14 protein-coding genes are annotated in these 14,571 nt (G+C 37.7%); 4 read left to right on the top strand and 10 right to left on the bottom strand.

The window, feature by feature from the left end:
* Positions 1 to 118 precede the first annotated feature (118 nt).
* The 4 genes from F3J23_RS02900 to F3J23_RS02910 form a co-directional block, all read right to left on the bottom strand.
* A complete protein-coding gene (locus F3J23_RS02900) occupies positions 119 to 514 on the bottom strand; it encodes a hypothetical protein (RefSeq protein WP_167023797.1) in 396 nt (131 codons plus the stop codon).
* A 50-nt stretch (positions 515 to 564) separates the two neighbouring features.
* On the bottom strand, positions 565 to 696 hold the full coding sequence (locus F3J23_RS21705) for a hypothetical protein (protein ID WP_262888144.1): 132 nt from the start codon (positions 694 to 696) through the stop codon (positions 565 to 567).
* 82 nt (positions 697 to 778) lie between these two features.
* Entirely contained in the window at positions 779 to 1,135 is a 357-nt protein-coding gene (locus F3J23_RS02905) for a hypothetical protein (RefSeq protein ID WP_167023800.1), read from the bottom strand.
* 11 nt (positions 1,136 to 1,146) lie between these two features.
* Positions 1,147 to 1,305: a hypothetical protein gene (locus F3J23_RS02910; protein ID WP_167023803.1), complete on the bottom strand. Its 159-nt coding sequence runs from the start codon at positions 1,303 to 1,305 to the stop codon at positions 1,147 to 1,149.
* Between the two features lie 281 nt (positions 1,306 to 1,586).
* Here F3J23_RS02910 and F3J23_RS02915 point away from each other — a divergent pair, with 281 nt between their 5' ends.
* From F3J23_RS02915 to F3J23_RS02925, 3 genes are all read left to right on the top strand, one after another.
* A complete protein-coding gene (locus F3J23_RS02915; protein WP_167023806.1) occupies positions 1,587 to 2,600 on the top strand; it encodes a nucleoid-associated protein in 1,014 nt (337 codons plus the stop codon).
* 61 nt (positions 2,601 to 2,661) lie between these two features.
* Positions 2,662 to 3,648 carry a hypothetical protein gene (locus tag F3J23_RS02920; protein ID WP_167023809.1) on the top strand — a complete coding sequence of 329 codons (987 nt, stop codon included), beginning with the start codon at positions 2,662 to 2,664 and terminating at the stop codon, positions 3,646 to 3,648.
* 153 nt (positions 3,649 to 3,801) lie between these two features.
* Positions 3,802 to 4,575 (top strand): cyclase family protein, encoded by a 774-nt coding sequence (locus F3J23_RS02925; protein WP_167023812.1) that lies wholly within the window; start codon positions 3,802 to 3,804, stop codon positions 4,573 to 4,575.
* Between the two features lie 206 nt (positions 4,576 to 4,781).
* Here the strand turns inward: F3J23_RS02925 and F3J23_RS02930 are convergent, their stop codons facing one another.
* The 6 genes from F3J23_RS02930 to F3J23_RS02955 all read right to left on the bottom strand — a co-directional run bounded on the left by F3J23_RS02930 (position 4,782) and on the right by F3J23_RS02955 (position 11,987).
* The gene (locus F3J23_RS02930) at positions 4,782 to 5,534 is read right to left on the bottom strand and encodes a succinate dehydrogenase/fumarate reductase iron-sulfur subunit (RefSeq protein WP_167023815.1); all 753 of its coding nucleotides are present in this window, start codon (positions 5,532 to 5,534) and stop codon (positions 4,782 to 4,784) included.
* A 13-nt stretch (positions 5,535 to 5,547) separates the two neighbouring features.
* Entirely contained in the window at positions 5,548 to 7,464 is a 1,917-nt protein-coding gene (locus F3J23_RS02935) for a fumarate reductase/succinate dehydrogenase flavoprotein subunit (RefSeq protein ID WP_167023818.1), read from the bottom strand.
* Positions 7,465 to 7,475: 11 nt separating this feature from the next.
* Complete coding sequence (locus F3J23_RS02940; protein ID WP_167023821.1) at positions 7,476 to 8,132, bottom strand: succinate dehydrogenase cytochrome b subunit; 657 nt, start codon at positions 8,130 to 8,132, stop codon at positions 7,476 to 7,478.
* 16 nt (positions 8,133 to 8,148) lie between these two features.
* Complete coding sequence (locus F3J23_RS02945) at positions 8,149 to 9,579, bottom strand: anion permease (RefSeq protein WP_167023823.1); 1,431 nt, start codon at positions 9,577 to 9,579, stop codon at positions 8,149 to 8,151.
* Between the two features lie 19 nt (positions 9,580 to 9,598).
* Positions 9,599 to 10,765 (bottom strand): porin, encoded by a 1,167-nt coding sequence (locus F3J23_RS02950; RefSeq protein WP_167023826.1) that lies wholly within the window; start codon positions 10,763 to 10,765, stop codon positions 9,599 to 9,601.
* 172 nt (positions 10,766 to 10,937) lie between these two features.
* On the bottom strand, positions 10,938 to 11,987 hold the full coding sequence (locus tag F3J23_RS02955; protein WP_167023829.1) for a linear amide C-N hydrolase: 1,050 nt from the start codon (positions 11,985 to 11,987) through the stop codon (positions 10,938 to 10,940).
* A gap of 383 nt (positions 11,988 to 12,370) precedes the next feature.
* Between F3J23_RS02955 and F3J23_RS02960 the strand changes: the two genes are divergently transcribed.
* Positions 12,371 to 14,569: an ATP-binding protein gene (locus tag F3J23_RS02960; protein ID WP_167023832.1), complete on the top strand. Its 2,199-nt coding sequence runs from the start codon at positions 12,371 to 12,373 to the stop codon at positions 14,567 to 14,569.
* Positions 14,570 to 14,571 lie beyond the last annotated feature (2 nt).

The following is a 14,571-nucleotide window of genomic DNA, read 5'->3' on the forward strand; positions in this document are numbered from 1 at the left end:
AATAATCAGGGTTTATAATAAAAAAAGGCGAATCTGCGTATTTGCAAATTCACCCTTTAACTTTATAATTTAATTTCTTCTTTGTTCTTTCAGTCCTCACAACTTTTCGTCTCAGAAATTATTTCCCGAAATACATCTGGTCCTGCTTCTGCTGCTCATTATAAATGATCTGAAAGCTTACAGGCATGTACTGATAGAGAAGTTTCCAATGCTGAATCTTTGCATGTTTTTTGAAACTTTCAAAAGATCTTACGAAAAGGTTTTCAATCATGGTTCTTACATAGGAATTTCCGTTCCTGTAAAGCCAGTCCATCAGCTTGATGTGGTGAGCAATGATATTGATCTTCGATTCCTGCAGCAGATTCTTGAGATAATTAACAGTAGCCTGCATGATCCCAGCGAAATTATCCTGTACAGATAATTGTATAATTTCATTGCGAAGTGGCGGATAGAAAAATTTTAAGTATTCAACAGCTATCTTTTGATTAATAGTTTGCATTTGTACTTTCATCATAGTTAAGATTTTTCAAACACTTTTTATTGCAGCGAAATGTATACCAAAATTTACAGACAGGCTGCAAAAATGAACACTCCGATGATCACTGCTATGTGAGTGAGTAAAATCTCTGCATTGTGTCTGTTAGTCGTGGTTTTCCAGGTTTTCCAGTCGGAAATTCTTCGGATTTTATTTTTCATAATCTATTGATTGTGAGTTATTTTAAATTTTGTTTAATTTAAACACTTTGTAATGAAACGGATAAAAAATGTAACAAAACCTTTATATGCCGTGTGTGTAAATTTGTCTTGAATACACCTTTTGCAGATTGGCAGAAATGTGACTAAAAATCACTTTTCTGTATTCTTCACTGCAGAAAGCGGTACAATTGTCCAGAGAATAAATAAAAGTGGTCTCAATTGCGTTCTTTAATACCGTATCTCCATCAGTGTAAATTTTGTCCATTTTCTGTAAACTTCTGAACAGCAGATTTCTGTCATTCTGGCTGATCATATTTTTAATTCTCTCTGTGAAGGTCCGGATAATGCTGTATGAGTTTTGAAGTTTAATCTCTTTCACTTCATTTTCAAAATCGGGAACCACGTCTGTGATTTCCTTTACGGCTTGTAAATAGTTCATCGTATTATATTTTAATTGTGTTCAAGCATTTTGATGAAAGCACCAAAGATGAAAATGGTTAAAAAGGCGATAAAGAGCATATGATAAGGTTTCAGCCAGCTTGGAGTTTTAGGACCTCTGCTTTTTAATCTTCTTAACTTGTCTATTCTGTTTAATGTTTTTAAGTCCATTTTTTCTATGTTTTGAAAGTACTGATGCCAATGATATTCCGTTTACAATATGTTTGATTTAATGTTTTGATATTTAGGTAGTTGGGTTTTTGTTTCTGATTTTTTTTAAAAGAAAATCATGTCAAAATGATAAGGGTTTTCTCAAATTGGAAAAGAATCTAAGAATAAACAGGTCATTTTATGGTTGAAAAAAATGCAGTTAATAAGAACAAAATCAATTATGGTTTTCAGTTTTTTGTAAAGGATAGAATGAATATCTTTGCAGTCCAAATATTCAGAAGATGTTTTCAAAAATAATAGTACATAGAGTAGGTAATAAGATCAATGGCGATTCCTTAACCCTTTCGCAGGAGGAATTGAAACTGGAAGAAGGAATGGCAGAAATGCTTGAAGATTACTTTTTAGGATCTTTCAAATCGGAAGAAACTTTCCATTTTTACAGTGATACTTACCTGGTGAATAACCCGGTTTATAGTGCGGTATCTGAAATTTTTGATGATAAATCCAAGTTCATTTGGGAATCTGAAAATATTGCAAAACACCTTTTTGAAGCTGCCGAAAACCCAAGAGTTCAGAGTGGGGAATTGTTTATTGTTCTTTTCGAAGACGAAAGTGACCGTCCTGATAAAGTAGACAAGATCGGGATCTTTAAAACGGAAAAGAGAGAATCTTTCCTGAAAATAAACCCTTCAGAAGAAAATTTCGATATTGAAAAAGATCAGGGAATCGGTTTATCTAAAATTGATAAAGCCGCGTTAATCTATAACAATAATAAAGATACAGGATATGTACTTTCCGTAGTGGATAATAACAAGAACGGAGATATGTATTACTGGTTTGAGGATTTCTTAAAAGTAAAACAGCGTGATGACGAATATTTCCACACACAGGAAGCATTGATGGTTTACAAAGACTATATCACTAAACAGCTTCCTCAGGAATTTGAAGTTTCTAAAGCTGATCAGGCTGATTTCCTTAATAAATCCATCAATTTCTTCAAGGAAAAAGAAGAATTTAAGCTGGATGAATTTGCTAGCGAAGTATTGGGAGACGAACATGTAATTGAAAGTTTCGTTAATTTTAAAACGGACTACGAACAGGATATGCAGGTGAATATTGCAGAAGAATTCCCAATCAGTGAAGCCGCTGTGAAAAAGACTCAGAGACACTTTAAGAGCATCATTAAACTTGATAAAAATTTCCATATCTATATCCATGGAGACAGACAAAAAATTGAAATGGGTGAGGATGATAAAGGAAAATATTACAGACTTTATTTCGAAAAAGAGGTGTAAAAAGAAATCTTAGGTTCCACAATAATATTATAACTTTATTGCTGATTACAAAATAGCAGCTATGAAATTTATGATCATTTTCTGGGGAGCTTTTCTCTTTTTTTTCTGCGTTCCTTTTCCGATTTTTATTTATATGATGAGTGAGGAACTCGCAACAGAACCGAGAAATTCATTGGCTGTGAGCTATGGATATCTCGGTTTTTCTTTGTTGCTATGGCTGTATGTGATTATCTTCTTTATAAATATACTTTTTATAAAAACCTTTAAGGAGAAGAGTACTATTCATTCCATTCTCAGAAACGGAATCCCAAGGGAGGCAGAAATCACAGGCTATAAACTCCTGAAATATATTCCAAAAACGAATATGAATGTTATTCAGATCGTTCTTTCATTTCCTAATCTTAGAAATACACGGATAGAGCATGAAATGATGTTTCACGATTCCAGGCCGCAGGAAAAAAGATTCGATGTCGGAAATAATGTGAAGATATTACTGAATCCGATAGTTTCACATGAACCTTATTTTATTTTAAGTGATCAGAAAGTAGGATTTAATACCTTAGGAATCATGCTGAGAGTTGTATTTATAGTGTTGCTGATGGCATATATCATAGGGTTGTACATTTATTTTTACAATCGGGAATCTTTTGATTTTGGCTGGAGATTTCTGACATTTATGCATCCGATTATTTTCAGCGCAGTAATGACAATTATCTATATACTGGTTTTCCAGCTAGTTGTTGGGAGATTTTTTAAAAATAAAAAAGAAGAACGCCTGTTATTTTCAGGAAGAAATGCTGAAGCCGCGATATTGAGTGTCACAGAGACTGGTCTTCTGGTAAATGACCAGCCACAGATCATGTTTCAGGTCAGTTTTAAGGATTTCAGAGGAAATGAACATATTGCCGTTTACAAGAAAGTGGTCAGCCTTCTGAATTTGTCTTCTGTACCCCGGGTTGGGACAATTGAGATTATGTACGATGAAAATGACCCGAAGAATATTATGATTCCCAAAGGCTTTTTAAGGCTGCAGGAGGCGAAAGAGTAAAATAGCAAAACAACCAGCAGATATTTCCATTTATTTGTCTTGCAGGTAGTACACCTCGATTAACGGCGAAAAATAGCAATTTTGCGCATTAAGTCTTTCTCTCTTTCACTTTTTCAATTCATTAACTATCTTTGTCTCCTTAGCCTAAATCATATGAAAACAACAATTGTCGATCTGACTAAACCTATACAGTATAATGCAGGAGATCCGTGGTTCATGCGGGTGAAAATTAAACATAAACCACATAAAAAATCACACTGGCTGATCAGATTAGCATTAAATCTTCCTTTCAGGCTTTTTCCAAAAAATTGGACAGGATGGGCAGATGATACCATTAAAAATATGGGACTTCACGCTACCACACATATTGACGCTCCCTGGCATTATGGCCCTATCGTAGAAGGAAAACCAGCAAAAACTATTGACCAGATTCCACTGGAATGGTGTTACGGTGATGGAATTGTTATCGACTGTACCCACAAAGAAGACTTTGTAGCCATTACCGTAGATGATCTGAAAAAAGATCTTGATAAAAACGGAATCTCCATACAACAAGGTAATATTGTACTGATCAGAACCGACCGTGACCGGTTGATGGGAACTCCGGATTTTGTAGAAAAAGGAACCGGAATGAGCCGTGAAGCGACAGAGTGGTTGATCGACCAGGGAGTGAAAGTAATGGGAATAGATCAATGGGGATGGGATCTTCCATTGAAATATATGGCTAAAAAAGCCAAAGAAATGAACGATCCGGAATACTTCTGGGAAGGCCACCGTGTAGGCATCGAAAAAGAATATCTGCATATTGAACAACTTACAAATCTTAGCGCTTTGCCTTCTTCAGGCTTCAAGATCTGTGTATTCCCACTTAAAATTGTGGGTGGTTCTGCAGCCCCGGCAAGGGTAGTCGCTATAATGAACGGATAGGGAAGAGGAGGAATGGCGAAGAGGCAAAGAGTGCCGAGATAGCTAAACATAATATAAAAGGACGGATTTGCTTATGTACAAATCCGTCCTTTTTATTTTTAGGAGAAAATGTTCAGGAGTTAAAAAATGAAGAAATTTAAGAAGACAAAGGAATTCTATATGCCTTCCTCTTCGCTTTCGTCGCCATTTTCCCTTTCACCCTTTTATCAATTCTTCTTCCTGAAAAACAAAGCTCTGCTATATTCAAAATTCATTCTGGCGATATTCAGTACAGAAATTCCTTGTGGGCATTCTACTTCACAGGCTTCTGTATTGGAACAGTGTCCGAATAATTCTGAATCCATCTGGCTAATCATATCGAGAATACGTTTGCTTCTTTCCTCTTTTCCTTGTGGAAGGAGCGCCATATGTGTGATCTTTGCCGAAGTAAATAAGGCTGCACTTCCGTTTTTACAGGTGGCAACACATGCACCGCATCCTATGCAGGCTGCAGAATCAAAAGCTTCCTCGGCAGTTTGATGGGTAACCGGAATAGCCGTAGCATCAGGAGCCTGACCGGTATTTACAGATACAAAACCTCCTGAAGAGATAATTCTGTCAAAAGCGGAACGATCTACTTTTAAATCTTTCTTCACCGGAAAAGCTTCTGCACGGAACGGCTCTATCAGAATAGTTTCACCGTCCTTGAATGATCTCAGGTGAAGCTGGCAGGTAGTTGTATTTTTTAAAGGACCATGAGCAATACCATTGATCATCATCCCGCATTGTCCGCAGATTCCTTCACGGCAGTCGTGATCGAATTCCACCGGTTCATCGCCTTCAGTGATAAGTCTTTCGTTTAAGGTATCCAGCATTTCTAAGAAAGACATGTGGGGATTCAATCCTTTCAGGTCGTAAGGGACTATTTTCCCCTCACTTTTTCTGTCTTTCTGTCTCCATATCTTAAGGTGTAAATCCATAATTTTTGTTTTTTTATTTGTAACTTCTTACCGTTGGCTGAATTTCTTCAAAGATTAAAGGTTCCCTGATGAGTTCAGGTTCGTTGTTTTCACCTGTCCATGCCCATGCAGAAATAAATTGATATTCCGCATCATTTCTCATAGCTTCTCCGTCCGGTGTCTGAAATTCTTCCCGGAAGTGGGCACCACAGGATTCATTACGGGTTAAGGCATCATAGCACATCAATTCTCCGATTTCAAAATAATCCGCAACACGGCCTGCTTTTTCAAGCTCGCTGTTCATTGTATCATTCTGCCCGGAAATTCTTACGTCTTTGTAAAATTCCTCTTTTAGTTTTCTGATTTCCTGAATGGCATATTTTAGACCTTCTTCATTTCTTGCCAGTCCACAATAGTCGTAAAGAAGTTTTCCCAGTGTTTTGTGGAAATAGTCAACGGTTTTAGTTCCTTTGATATTGATTAAATCATTAATCTGGTTTCTCACAGCGTTTTCTGCTTTTTCAAACTCAGGGGTATCCGGTGAAATCTTTCCGGTATGAATTTCATCTGCCAGATAATTGGCAATGGTGTGGGGCGCAATGAAATATCCATCCACAGAAGCCTGTAAAAGGGAGTTAGCACCCAGCCTGTTGGCTCCGTGATCTGCAAAATTGGCTTCCCCAAGTGCAAAAAGTCCCGGAACGGTAGTCATCAATTCATAATCTACCCAAAGTCCACCCATTGAGAAGTGTGCTGATGGTGAGATCATCATTGGTTCTTTATAGGCATCGTAACCCGTGATTTTAAGGTACATATCGAATAAGTTTCCGTACTTCTCCTGAATCTTTTCTTTTCCCTGTTCTTTAATAGCTTTGGAAAAATCAAGATAGACTGCATTTTTCAGAGGGCCAATTCCAAATCCTGCATCAATTCTTTCTTTTGCTGCTCGGGATGAGATATCTCTTGGAGCTAAATTTCCAAATGCGGGATATCTTCTCTCCAGGTAATAATCTCTTTCATTTTCCGGAATATCATGAGGAGCTCTTTTCTCGTCTTGTTGTAAAGGAACCCAGATTCGTCCGTCATTACGTAATGATTCAGACATTAAAGTAAGTTTGGATTGATAATCTCCGGACTGTGGAAGAGAAGTAGGATGCACCTGAATCCAGCTTGGCGAAGCCATTAAAGCACCCTTTTTGTGCGCCCTCCAAATAGCAGAACCATTACATCCCATTGCTAAAGTAGATAAGTAATAAATTTTTCCATAACCACCTGTAGCTAGTATCACAGCATGGGCTGCATGTCTTTCAATTTCTCCTGTGTCTAAATTTCTTACGATAATTCCTCTGGCTTTACCGTCAATTGTGACCAGATCAAGCATTTCATGTCTTGAAAATAACTGTACAGATCCTTTACCTACCTGTCTCATTAAAGCCTGATAGGCTCCGAGAAGAAGCTGTTGTCCCGTTTGTCCTCTGGCATAAAATGTCCGGCTTACCTGAACACCCCCGAATGAACGGTTGTTGAGATAGCCACCATATTCACGGCCAAATGGAACGCCTTGTGCTACAGCCTGATCGATGAGGTTTAAAGAACATTCGGCCATACGGTATACATTGGCTTCACGGGCTCTGAAGTCACCTCCTTTCAAGGTATCTACAAACATTCTGTAAACACTGTCACCATCATTTTTATAATTTTTTGCAGCATTCACACCTCCTTGTGCTGCAACAGAGTGGGCTCTTCTCGGGCTGTCCTGGAAACAGAATGCTTTTACATTATATCCCATTTCACCCAGAGAAGCTGCAATAGAACTCCCAGCAAGCCCTGTTCCTACAACAATCACATCAAGCTTTTTACGGTTGGCAGGATTCACGAGTTTGGCTTTCTTTTTATAATACTCCCATTTATGTTCCAATGGGCCTTGTGGTATTTTTGAATCTAAAATCATGATCGTTCTGTTTAATAATAAGTAAAGAATACATACACCGGCATTAAGGCAAAACCTAAGCAGATAATGATTGAATAGGCAGTTCCAATGGCCTTGAACCATTTCACGAACTTAGGATGATATAACCCAAGTGTTCTTACAGCGCTGTGTATCCCGTGGATTAAATGATAGCATAAAGCGATCATTGAGAATACATAAATAAGAACATACCACCATTCTTTGAAAATGGTTACAACAAGAATGTATAAATCTTTATTTCCATTCTCATCTAAAGGCGGGTTTCCGAATTTATAGATGTACCAGAAATTCTGGAAATGGATCACCAGAAAGATCAGGATTAATGTTCCGAGAATTCCCATATTTCTGGAAGCCCATTTACTGGCTCTTCCCCGGTTATCCGATTGATATCCGCCACCGGATTTCTTATTTTTTAACGTAATGACCAGCCCGTCTACTGCATGCAGGATGATACTGGCATACAAAACATAAGAAACTATTTTAATAATGATATTTCCGGATAGAAAATGTGAATAGGCATTGAACTGCAGATGAGCCTGCTCCTGTGGAAGAAAAAGCTGAAGATTTCCTAAGAAATGAATCAACAGGAAGAATCCCAGAAAGAGACCTGTAAGACACATCAGCATTTTTCTTGACAATGTTGATAACATATTTTTGATTTAATAATTAATAATATCCCAAAATTTTCATCCATAATCCTCCAACAGCCATATAGATGATCAGAAGAACGATTCCTATTTCAAGACCTCTCAGCCACCAGATTTTCAGATCAACATATCCGCTTCCGAAGAATACAGGTGCCGGACCGTGGCCGTAGTGGGTAAGTACACCATAAATTGAGCCCATAAAACCAAGCATCATTGCTAATAGCATAGGAGGAATTCCTAAAGAAACCCCTACACCTAGCAAGGCTGCATACATTGCAGCTACGTGGGCTGTAGCACTGGCAAAAATATAATGACTGAAGAAATAGACTACAATAATAACAGGGAAAGCTACCTGCCAGCTCAAACCTCCGATTTGTATTTTAATAAGGTTACTGAACCAGCCAATGAACCCCAATTCATTCAAAGAACTTGCCATCATTACAAGAACAGCAAACCAAACAATGGTATCCCATGCCCCTTTTTCACTTTTTACATCTTCCCAGGTTAATACGGAGGTCAGCAGCAATAAGGTTAAACCAATAAATGCAGTAGTTGTAGCATCAATAGAAAGTGCTCCGCCAAATATCCAAAGAGCCAAAAGAATGAAGAATGCCAATAACATTAACCATTCATTTCTGGAGATAGGGCCCATTTCTTTTAATTTCTGAGCTGCCATTTTAGGAGCATCACCGGTTTTTTTCAGTTCTGGTGGATATAATTTGTATAATACCAGAGGAACAACAAAGAATGCTACTAAGCCGGGAAGGAAACCTGCGGCGGCCCAGGACATCCAGGTGATATCTATCCCCAGATTGGCTGCAAATTTCTGACACATCGGGTTACTTGCAGTCCCTGTAAGGAACATAGAGGATGCAATGAGGTTCATATAGTAACTGTTCAACGTTAAAAATGATCCCAGTTTTCTGTGGGTTTCCGGTTTTTCCGGAACAGAGTCAAAACTTATGGCCATAGATTTCATAATAGGATAAATAATCCCACCCCCTCTCGCTGTATTACTTGGAATAGCGGGTGCCAGACAAACATCAGCAAGACCTAATCCATAAGCCAGTCCTAGTGAACTTTTACCGAAAACTCTGATGAATAAAAAGGCGATACGGTTTCCAAGACCGGTTTTAATAAATCCTCTGGCAATAAAGAAGGAAATCCCGATTAACCAGATCACTTTATCCCCAAAACCGGAAAGTGCTTTGGTAATGGATTTTCCGGCATCTCCAGGAGCTACTACCTGTGTAAGGGCTGTAAATCCAATCGCCATCATACACATCGTCCCCATGGGGGCGGCTTTCAAAATGATTCCTAAAATAGTTGCCGCAAAGATGGCAAAAAGATGCCAGGCATTCTCAGCAACACCTTCCGGAGCCGGAATGAACCATATGATCAACGCAACTGCAAATGTGATTGCAACGTTTTTAATATTAATTTCTTTCATGATATTAACTATTTAATCTTTAGAATCTACTTTGTACTTGTACAATAAATAGATTGTTATTGTATTGGTTGGTATTTTCTACCTGGTATTTGTAGCGGTCAAACTGTACACCCAGCTGAATTCTTGCACCATAGTTTTTCAGGAATTCAAGTCCTACCATTGGAGTGATGGTCTGTCTTGGATTAGAATCCATTCTGAAATTGGTATCAAGGTATTCATAACGACAGGATAATTCAAAAGCGCTGAGGTTTTTGTGGTTGATCTCATATCTTAAATTCGGAAGGAAATAGACCCCGCGAACCAAGTACTGATCAGGATTATCAGGACGTAATTCCGGAGCAATGGAATTATATAATATATGATTGGTTGCCTGTTTGGCTTCCAGCTGCATATCCAGACTCCATTTCGGATCGAATTTGACCAATGAGCTAAGGTCAACCCCGAGAGCATATACTTTTTTACTGAATACTTCCCCGATACCTCCATTCAGGCCAACATTGAAATTGTATTTTTTAGATAATCCGAAAACCAGACGGGTAGAATATTGTTTTCCATTGTCATTATCATTGATCTGGTTTTTACCGTTTCCGTTAACTACAGAAACCGCATATTGAAAAGGAATTTCTCCCAATTGAAGCTGTCCTGTTGCAGACATCCCGATCTGGAAGCTCGTCCAGCCCAGTTTTCCGAATTCTGTATATTGGTTGGACCAGTCTAAAGATTTAATGATATCAATCGGGTAAGTTTCTTCAATCCCGAACCAAGGCCTGAACTGCCCCACGGTAATGGCTAATTTGGGATTAAAAGTATATTTAAGATAAGCGTTTTCCAGAACTCTGCTTTTAGGATCATTTTTAAAGTCGGCAAGGTTGGCCAACACTACAACTTCTGTACGCTTACTGATCTGTGCCCGTATCTGAACCCTCATGTATTTAAGTAGGAAATTATTATCCGTTCCGGATCCATCGGTATGATGAACTCCGTTTACATCTACATCTTTGGACATTCCTACAAGATAACGTGCCTGAAAAAGGCCTTTGATCTGCAGCTGCGGATATTTTACATTGTCTTCTTCCTGTTGAGGAGGTTGGGTTTTGAGAGAATCCTGATTTTGTGCATGTGCTGATAGCCCAAAGGCTAACATGCAGAAGACCAGGCTTTTCTTTTTAATTGAAAAAAAGGCCATATCTTATTTTTTGTTTTTTTATTGAGAATATTATTTACCACCCCATATTCAAAAGATTTTAATCTTTGAATTCCTCGCTCCAGGAGAGGAGAATGGTTACTCTTTCAATTGTAGTTCAGCGTACTTAGTGCAAAGGTTTAAGCTTAAGTATTTCTGTTTTACTTTTGAATACCTAGTTTAATCCTAAGAACTTGAAGGGTGCGGATTCTTTAAAATCCGTGTTTGTTTTCCCGTTATATGTGCGGTTGTTGCTTAGATCCAGCTTCATTACTTTTCCTTTGGCACTCAGATCGAAATCTTTAAGATCTACCCAGAAGGTGTTCGGTGTGAAAACGGTTTCAAAATAGTACACTAAATTTTTCTGATCTGAAACAGAGCGCCATCTTGTGGATGAAATATTAGGCTCCGTTGCTGAAGTGATTCCGTAAGGTACAGAACAGTTTCTGATCACACTGAACACACTTGCCACGGCAGTACGTATATCAGCAGTCTGCGGAATCGCATTAATGTAGTAAGATGCTCTTACAAAGCGATCTGCGGCGCGGTTGGTTCCCGGAAGCATAATAGTTCCCGGAATTCCCTTCCAGTAGTTGTTAAGGGCCAGCTGTTCTTCAAAGATCGGGGAGTTGGTCATTACGGTATAAGAAGGATCATGATGAATCACGAGCTTTCCGTTGATGTATTCAAATACAGCATTATCTCCGGAAGCATCGGAAATAGAAAGGTGAACGGTTGTAAATCTTTCTGTTCCCGGAATATAATCACTTACTACCACGAAAGGTTCTTTTCTGGAGAACTCTACGGCTTCTTTTACGGTTGCAAAATTATCAAGGTAATATTGTGCCCATAAAGAGATAGCAAGTCCCTTTTTACTTCCTTTAGGATCGAATTTCGGATATTGGGATTCACCAAGCCATAGCAAATTGGCCACCAGTCCTTTTTCGTTTAATCCGTCAGCTGAAGCGATGTCCCATGAAGAACTGATGAGGCTTCCGTATTTAGAGGTCCATTTTGCGGATTTAGGTCCGGTTTGTCCGGTTCGGTCTATTCCTTTTGGAAACACCCAGAGATTGGCCGGGATCTCATCACGCCAGTCCATAGAACGTGCCGTAATAACGGTATTTTGTGGTCCTTTATAAACAACTCTTGTACAGGCTTCGGACGGATTCCATAATCCTATGGAGAGAATTAAAGAAAATAAAATTAAAGGGAACTTTTTCATAGTAGTATTATTTGAATTTAAATTTTATATTGAATTTATTGTGAATAATTCAAAGAATTTTTAATCATATTCATTATTTGGTGATATAAATTTAGCGAAATTTGTTTTAATAACACAATTATTAAGGTTAATAATATGTAAATCATGTTATGAATCATAGTCAAAGGATAGGAAACATCATTATTGGAAAATTTTTCGTATATTTTAGAAATATCATATTAAAAAGGGTTAAAAACGGAGAATTTTTTAATGTGCTTTGAGTTTCTATCTGGATGATGAAAGGTAATGCAATTGGATACAGGCAGAGCTTATGAAATTAGGTACCACAAAATCAAAAGCTGTTTAAAAAAACGCTATATTTGGTTGATAGACTGAAAAGATATATGAATTTTATAGAATGCCATGAAGAACCTATCCATATTCCGGGTTCTATACAAAGTTTTGGGTATATGATTGGCATTGATGCGGAGTCCCGTTCCATTACTTTTTTTAGCAGGAATATTTCGGATATATTTAAAATTGAGAGTTCAAATGAGCTGTTCGACAGAAAACTTACTGATTTTCCTGAAAGTTTTCAGAGTATTATAGATTCAGAGATTTATAATTCGTTGGATAAATTTACAAGAAGGGAAAACGAAACCTATTTTGATAAAATTTTTATCAGTGAAAAAGAGTATCACTTCTCTGTTTTCAGAAGCGGACAACATGTTTTTCTGGAATTTGAGCAAGTACTGATCAATCCTGATAAACGGATCTCCAACAAATATGATAATTTTTACGGCATAGACAATGAAAAGGAACTTTGGAACCATTTGCTTGAAACATTATCCAAAGTGGTAAATTATGACCGCATGATGGTCTATAAATTTATGATGGACGGTTCAGGGAAAGTGATTGCGGAAAGAAAAAATGAAGATATGGAAAGCTTCCTGGGACTTCATTATCCGGAATCTGATATTCCAAAGCAGGCACGCGAGCTTTATCTTAAGAAAAGGAAAAGAATTTTCAGTAATGTATACGCTGATATTGTCCCGATCTTAAGCAAAAAAATAGAGAATATTGATCTTACTTTTACCGGGTCCAGAGCCATGTCACCGGTTCATGGACAGTATCTCAAAAATTTTGGGGTTTCTTCCAGCTTCAGTGTTTCTATTATCATTGATGATCACTTGTGGGGATTGGTAACCTGCCAGAATATTAAGCCCAAACATATTGATCTGGGAGATCGTGTACAGGCGGGAATTTTTACCGCTCTGGCTGCCAATGCCTATTCATCTTTTAAATCGAAAAATGAATTGAATTACCGTCTGGAGTTGAATGATATATTATCTTCCATGAAAACGGAATTTTTAAAACATAATCATTTACTGGATTCTCTTATCGAATGTAAAAGCGAGATAAGAAATTTGCCGGAAGCAGACGGACTGGCGATTATTTCTGATGACACCATTGTGACAGATGGAAATACACCGGATTCTGAAACCATCGGCAGAATTATAGAATGGGGTCTGGAAAATACAGCAGATCGTATTTATATCAGCCGTAATTTTCTTAAGGACCATGGAAATGAACTGAAATTGTCTGAAAAAACAGCGGGTATCATCATCTACTTTATTGAAAGGGGTAAAAATGAAATGCTGATCTGGTTCAGAAAAGAATTTGATGAACATATTAATTGGGCTGGAAATCCGGAGAAAAAAGTGGGTGTATTTTCTCAAAACGGAGAAGAAAGACAGATGGTATCACCCAGAACTTCCTTCCGTATTTTTACAGAAAATATTAAAGGGCATTCCAAAAGATGGAATTCCAGAAATATAAGTGCCGTAAAAGCTGTAAGGGATCTGATTCTGGAAACCTCTCATAAAAATTATAACGCCATCAAAAGGCTTAATGATGAGCTTAAAAAAGTAAATGAAGAACTCGACAGTTTTTCTTATACGATATCTCACGATCTGGGAACTCCTTTAACCGTCATGAAACTGAATGCACAGATGCTTTTGGGAAATCTTGCCGGTGATTCTGAAAAGAGTAAAAATAAGATTAATACCATTATTGAAGAGATTGATAATATGGCTGAAATGATGCATGATGTGCTTCAGCTCAGCCGGGCAAAGCATAGTGAGATACAGCTTGAAAGTCTTAAAACGGCTCATACGATTGAAAAGATCTCCGAAAACGCCAAAATGACATATGGGAGTTCGAAAAGTGAAATCATTATTAAGGAATGTCCGGATGTATTGGCTGATAAAACCATGCTTCATCAGGTATTTCTTAATATCATCAATAATGCTGTAAAATATTCATCTCATAAAGACCGCCCAAAAGTGGAAATTGAAGGAACGGAAGACGGGCAGACTATTATTTACAGAATTTCTGATAATGGAATCGGTATTCCGGAAGAAGAAAAACATAAGATGTTTAAAATTTTCAACAGGATGGATAATGCGAAGACATTCAAAGGAAATGGAGTAGGATTATCCATTGTACACCGTATTATGAAAAGAATAGGCGGAAATGTAGATTATGAGAGTAATAAAGAGGGCACTTCTTTCATTTTAACGTTCAAAAAGCCTTACATTTGAGA

It is taken from the genome of Chryseobacterium sp. Tr-659 (assembly GCF_011752975.1).
Taxonomy (GTDB): domain Bacteria; phylum Bacteroidota; class Bacteroidia; order Flavobacteriales; family Weeksellaceae; genus Chryseobacterium.

What these genes read in the sequence shown, in the direction of transcription:
- F3J23_RS02900 (WP_167023797.1), bottom strand. Translation starts at nt 514, where the DNA reads ATGATGAAAGTACAAATGCAAACTATTAATCAAAAGATAGCTGTTGAA.
- F3J23_RS21705 (WP_262888144.1), bottom strand. Translation starts at nt 696, where the DNA reads ATGAAAAATAAAATCCGAAGAATTTCCGACTGGAAAACCTGGAAAACC.
- F3J23_RS02905 (WP_167023800.1), bottom strand. Translation starts at nt 1,135, where the DNA reads ATGAACTATTTACAAGCCGTAAAGGAAATCACAGACGTGGTTCCCGAT.
- F3J23_RS02910 (WP_167023803.1), bottom strand. Translation starts at nt 1,305, where the DNA reads ATGGACTTAAAAACATTAAACAGAATAGACAAGTTAAGAAGATTAAAA.
- F3J23_RS02915 (WP_167023806.1), top strand. Translation starts at nt 1,587, where the DNA reads ATGTTTTCAAAAATAATAGTACATAGAGTAGGTAATAAGATCAATGGC.
- F3J23_RS02920 (WP_167023809.1), top strand. Translation starts at nt 2,662, where the DNA reads ATGAAATTTATGATCATTTTCTGGGGAGCTTTTCTCTTTTTTTTCTGC.
- F3J23_RS02925 (WP_167023812.1), top strand. Translation starts at nt 3,802, where the DNA reads ATGAAAACAACAATTGTCGATCTGACTAAACCTATACAGTATAATGCA.
- F3J23_RS02930 (WP_167023815.1), bottom strand. Translation starts at nt 5,534, where the DNA reads ATGGATTTACACCTTAAGATATGGAGACAGAAAGACAGAAAAAGTGAG.
- F3J23_RS02935 (WP_167023818.1), bottom strand. Translation starts at nt 7,464, where the DNA reads ATGATTTTAGATTCAAAAATACCACAAGGCCCATTGGAACATAAATGG.
- F3J23_RS02940 (WP_167023821.1), bottom strand. Translation starts at nt 8,132, where the DNA reads ATGTTATCAACATTGTCAAGAAAAATGCTGATGTGTCTTACAGGTCTC.
- F3J23_RS02945 (WP_167023823.1), bottom strand. Translation starts at nt 9,579, where the DNA reads ATGAAAGAAATTAATATTAAAAACGTTGCAATCACATTTGCAGTTGCG.
- F3J23_RS02950 (WP_167023826.1), bottom strand. Translation starts at nt 10,765, where the DNA reads ATGGCCTTTTTTTCAATTAAAAAGAAAAGCCTGGTCTTCTGCATGTTA.
- F3J23_RS02955 (WP_167023829.1), bottom strand. Translation starts at nt 11,987, where the DNA reads ATGAAAAAGTTCCCTTTAATTTTATTTTCTTTAATTCTCTCCATAGGA.
- F3J23_RS02960 (WP_167023832.1), top strand. Translation starts at nt 12,371, where the DNA reads ATGAATTTTATAGAATGCCATGAAGAACCTATCCATATTCCGGGTTCT.